2 tRNA genes and 3 rRNA genes are annotated in these 5,348 nt (G+C 50.7%); all 5 read right to left on the bottom strand.

The features are described 5' to 3' along the window. Window positions 1-6: 6 nt before the first annotated feature. Window positions 7-119, bottom strand: a 5S ribosomal RNA gene (gene rrf / locus FYB76_RS26470). A 139-nt stretch (window positions 120-258) separates the two neighbouring features. Beyond that, window positions 259-3,130, bottom strand: a 23S ribosomal RNA gene (locus FYB76_RS26465). A gap of 279 nt (window positions 3,131-3,409) precedes the next feature. Beyond that, window positions 3,410-3,485, bottom strand: a tRNA-Ala gene (locus FYB76_RS26460). A 7-nt stretch (window positions 3,486-3,492) separates the two neighbouring features. After that, a tRNA-Ile gene (locus FYB76_RS26455) sits at window positions 3,493-3,569 on the bottom strand. Between the two features lie 118 nt (window positions 3,570-3,687). Continuing rightward, a 16S ribosomal RNA gene (locus FYB76_RS26450) occupies window positions 3,688-5,220 on the bottom strand. Together the 16S, 23S and 5S rRNA genes with 2 tRNA genes alongside form the textbook arrangement of a ribosomal RNA operon. Between the last annotated feature and the right edge of the window lie 128 nt (window positions 5,221-5,348).

The following is a 5,348-nucleotide window of genomic DNA, read 5'->3' as shown; positions in this document are numbered from 1 at the left end:
TAACAAGCCTGACGATGACCTACTTTCACACTGGTTGCAGCACTATCATCGGCGCGAAGTCGTTTCACGGTCCTGTTCGGGATGGGAAGGGGTGGTACCAACTTGCTATAGTCATCAGGCATAACTTGTAAAGTCAGTTGCTCTCGATGGAGCAGCAACTAACCCAAACTGGAAGAAGTATTTAGTAGATTCTTGGGTGTGATGCACTAGGGCAAACACAATATATGCTCAACTTGTCTATAACAGAGCTAATGTTATAGGAACAAGCCGCACGGGCAATTAGTATCAGTTAGCTTAACGCATTACTGCGCTTCCACACCTGACCTATCAACGTCCTGGTCTCGAACGACCCTTTAGGGGAATCTAGTTCCCGGGAAGTCTCATCTCAAGGCGAGTTTCCCGCTTAGATGCTTTCAGCGGTTATCTCTTCCGAACTTAGCTACTCGGCAATGCCACTGGCGTGACAACCGATACACCAGAGGTTCGTCCACTCCGGTCCTCTCGTACTAGGAGCAGCCCCCTTCAAACTTCCAACGCCCACGGCAGATAGGGACCAAACTGTCTCACGACGTTTTAAACCCAGCTCACGTACCACTTTAAATGGCGAACAGCCATACCCTTGGGACCGGCTACAGCCCCAGGATGTGATGAGCCGACATCGAGGTGCCAAACTCCCCCGTCGATATGAACTCTTGGGAGGAATCAGCCTGTTATCCCCAGAGTACCTTTTATCCGTTGAGCGATGGCCCTTCCATACAGAACCACCGGATCACTATGTCCTACTTTCGTACCTGCTCGACTTGTCAGTCTCGCAGTTAAGCACGCTTATGCCATTGCACTATTAGCACGATGTCCGACCGTACCTAGCGTACCTTCGAACTCCTCCGTTACACTTTGGGAGGAGACCGCCCCAGTCAAACTGCCTACCATGCACTGTCCCCGATCCGGATAACGGACCAAGGTTAGAACCTCAAACAAACCAGGGTGGTATTTCAAGGTCGGCTCCATAGGAACTAGCGTCCCTACTTCAAAGCCTCCCACCTATCCTACACAGATTGGTTCAAAGTCCAATGCAAAGCTACAGTAAAGGTTCATGGGGTCTTTCCGTCTAGCCGCGGGTAGATTGCATCATCACAAACATTTCAACTTCGCTGAGTCTCGGGAGGAGACAGTGTGGCCATCGTTACGCCATTCGTGCAGGTCGGAACTTACCCGACAAGGAATTTCGCTACCTTAGGACCGTTATAGTTACGGCCGCCGTTTACTGGGACTTCAATCAAGAGCTTGCACCCCATCATTTAATCTTCCAGCACCGGGCAGGCGTCACACCCTATACGTCCACTTTCGTGTTTGCAGAGTGCTGTGTTTTTATTAAACAGTCGCAGCCACCATTTTATTGCAACCCTTTTGTCCTTCTGGCGCAGGCCAGTCAAACTACTTGGGCGTACCTTATCCCGAAGTTACGGTACCAATTTGCCGAGTTCCTTCTCCCGAGTTCTCTCAAGCGCCTTAGAATACTCATCTCGCCCACCTGTGTCGGTTTGCGGTACGGTCTCGTTAGACTGAAGCTTAGAGGCTTTTCTTGGAACCACTTCCGATTGCTTCGCGAACAAGTTCGCTCGTCTCACACCCTTGAATTACGCTGCCGGATTTGCCTAACAGCCTTCTTCGATGCAAAAACCGGGACATCCAACACCCGGACAACCTTCCGCGATCCGTCCCCCCATCGCATCTAACGACGGTGCAGGAATATTAACCTGCTTCCCATCAGCTACGCATCTCTGCCTCGCCTTAGGGGCCGACTCACCCTGCTCCGATGAACGTTGAACAGGAAACCTTGGGCTTACGGCGTGCGGGCTTTTCACCCGCATTATCGCTACTCATGTCAGCATTCGCACTTCTGATACCTCCAGCATCCTTTACAAGACACCTTCACAGGCTTACAGAACGCTCTCCTACCATATCCTTACGGATATCCGCAGCTTCGGTGACTGGCTTAGCCCCGTTACATCTTCCGCGCAGGACGACTCGATCAGTGAGCTATTACGCTTTCTTTAAAGGATGGCTGCTTCTAAGCCAACCTCCTGACTGTTTTAGCCTTCCCACTTCGTTTTCCACTTAGCCAATCTTTGGGACCTTAGCTGGCGGTCTGGGTTGTTTCCCTCTTGACGTCGGACGTTAGCACCCGGCGTCTGTCTCCCAAGCTCGCACTCATCGGTATTCGGAGTTTGCAATGGTTTGGTAAGTCGCGATGACCCCCTAGCCATAACAGTGCTCTACCCCCGATGGTGATACTTGAGGCACTACCTAAATAGTTTTCGGAGAGAACCAGCTATTTCCAAGTTTGTTTAGCCTTTCACCCCTATCCACAGCTCATCCCCTAATTTTTCAACATTAGTGGGTTCGGTCCTCCAGTGCGTGTTACCGCACCTTCAACCTGGCCATGGATAGATCACTTGGTTTCGGGTCTACACCCAGCGACTGAACGCCCTATTCGGACTCGATTTCTCTACGCCTTCCCTATTCGGTTAAGCTTGCCACTGAATGTAAGTCGCTGACCCATTATACAAAAGGTACGCAGTCACCCCTTTCGAGGCTCCTACTGTTTGTATGCACACGGTTTCAGGATCTATTTCACTCCCCTTCCGGGGTTCTTTTCGCCTTTCCCTCACGGTACTGGTTCACTATCGGTCGATTACGAGTATTTAGCCTTGGAGGATGGTCCCCCCATGTTCAGACAGGATTTCACGTGTCCCGCCCTACTTGTCGCAAGCCTAGTTCCACACCATCGATTTCGCATACGGGGCTATCACCCACTATGGCCGGACTTTCCATTCCGTTCTACTATCGTTGATGCTAAATCTTGCAGGCTGATCCCATTTCGCTCGCCACTACTTTGGGAATCTCGGTTGATTTCTTTTCCTGTAGCTACTTAGATGTTTCAGTTCGCCACGTTCGCTTCGTTACCCTATGTATTCAGATAACGATGACCTTACGGCCGGGTTTCCCCATTCGGAAATCTGCGGATCAAAGCTTGTTTGCCAGCTCCCCGCAGCTTATCGCAAGCTACTACGTCCTTCATCGCCTGTAATCGCCAAGGCATCCACCATGTGCACTTATTCGCTTGTTCCTATAACGTTAGCCTCTTTTGCAAGAGCGTTATATGAAGCGTTGAGTTTTAGCGTTTGCCGTATTCCAAAGTAAGTCTTCTAATTGCTAAGATCACTTCGTAATACTTTGATTGATACAATCACACCCATTTTTACTTTCGCAAGAACCGAAGTCCTGGCGATCGTTTAAATGAATCTTTACTTCTTCCAGATTGTTAAAGAACAAAAACAGCCATTGATCGTAAAAGATCAAACCTAAATCGCTACGTCATACACGCTGACTTAGGTTTGACATTTCTTGGTGGAGGTTGACGGGATCGAACCGACGACCCCCTGCTTGCAAAGCAGGTGCTCTCCCAGCTGAGCTAAACCCCCGAAACCTTGGTGGGTCTGGTTGGGCTCGAACCAACGACCCCCGCGTTATCAACACGGTGCTCTAACCAGCTGAGCTACAGACCCGCTTGGATCAGTATCAGTAGCCAGTCGATGACGTTGTGTCATGGACCGCGCTTCACCAAATAACTGTTCTTGATTTACAGCCGATAAGTGTGGACGCTTAACTTCGTGCGCACTCTAGAAAGGAGGTGATCCAGCCGCACCTTCCGATACGGCTACCTTGTTACGACTTCACCCCAGTCACGAATCCTACCGTGGTGAGCGCCCTCCTTGCGGTTAGGCTACCCACTTCTGGTAAAACCCGCTCCCATGGTGTGACGGGCGGTGTGTACAAGACCCGGGAACGTATTCACCGCGACATGCTGATCCGCGATTACTAGCGATTCCAACTTCATGGAGTCGAGTTGCAGACTCCAATCCGGACTACGATACACTTTCTGGGATTAGCTCCCCCTCGCGGGTTGGCGGCCCTCTGTATGTACCATTGTATGACGTGTGAAGCCCTACCCATAAGGGCCATGAGGACTTGACGTCATCCCCACCTTCCTCCGGTTTGTCACCGGCAGTCTCATTAGAGTGCCCTTTCGTAGCAACTAATGACAAGGGTTGCGCTCGTTGCGGGACTTAACCCAACATCTCACGACACGAGCTGACGACAGCCATGCAGCACCTGTGTGATGGTTCTCTTTCGAGCACTCCCAAATCTCTTCAGGATTCCATCCATGTCAAGGGTAGGTAAGGTTTTTCGCGTTGCATCGAATTAATCCACATCATCCACCGCTTGTGCGGGTCCCCGTCAATTCCTTTGAGTTTTAATCTTGCGACCGTACTCCCCAGGCGGTCTACTTCACGCGTTAGCTGCGTTACCAAGTCAATTAAGACCCGACAACTAGTAGACATCGTTTAGGGCGTGGACTACCAGGGTATCTAATCCTGTTTGCTCCCCACGCTTTCGTGCATGAGCGTCAGTGTTATCCCAGGGGGCTGCCTTCGCCATCGGTATTCCTCCACATATCTACGCATTTCACTGCTACACGTGGAATTCTACCCCCCTCTGACACACTCTAGCCGTGCAGTCTCAAATGCAATTCCCAGGTTGAGCCCGGGGATTTCACATCTGACTTACACAACCGCCTGCGCACGCTTTACGCCCAGTAATTCCGATTAACGCTTGCACCCTACGTATTACCGCGGCTGCTGGCACGTAGTTAGCCGGTGCTTATTCTTCAGGTACCGTCATTAGTAATAGATATTAGCCACTACCGTTTCTTCCCTGACAAAAGAGCTTTACAACCCGAAGGCCTTCTTCACTCACGCGGCATTGCTGGATCAGGGTTGCCCCCATTGTCCAAAATTCCCCACTGCTGCCTCCCGTAGGAGTCTGGGCCGTGTCTCAGTCCCAGTGTGGCTGGTCGTCCTCTCAGACCAGCTACTGATCGTCGCCTTGGTAGGCTTTTACCCCACCAACTAGCTAATCAGATATCGGCCGCTCCAGGAGCATGAGGTCTTGCGATCCCCCACTTTCATCCGTAGATCGTATGCGGTATTAGCTAGTCTTTCGACTAGTTATCCCCCACTCTAGGGCACGTTCCGATATATTACTCACCCGTTCGCCACTCGCCATCAGGAGCAAGCTCCTATGCTGCCGTTCGACTTGCATGTGTAAGGCATGCCGCCAGCGTTCAATCTGAGCCAGGATCAAACTCTTTAGTTTAATCTCTGTTTTGTGCCATTTCTGGCTACCCCGAAGGGCATCGCTCTCTCAAAATACTGACAGGTAATTTCTTGCGAACTTACCTATATTTCTTGTGAGCATTTAATATTTAAAGTTTCCAGAACCGA

This window comes from Herbaspirillum sp. CAH-3 (genome assembly GCF_009668275.1).
Classification (GTDB): domain Bacteria; phylum Pseudomonadota; class Gammaproteobacteria; order Burkholderiales; family Burkholderiaceae_D; genus Herbaspirillum; species Herbaspirillum aquaticum.
The sequence above is the reverse complement of the archived record's forward strand: the minus strand, read 5'-3'. Positions and strand labels throughout refer to the sequence as shown.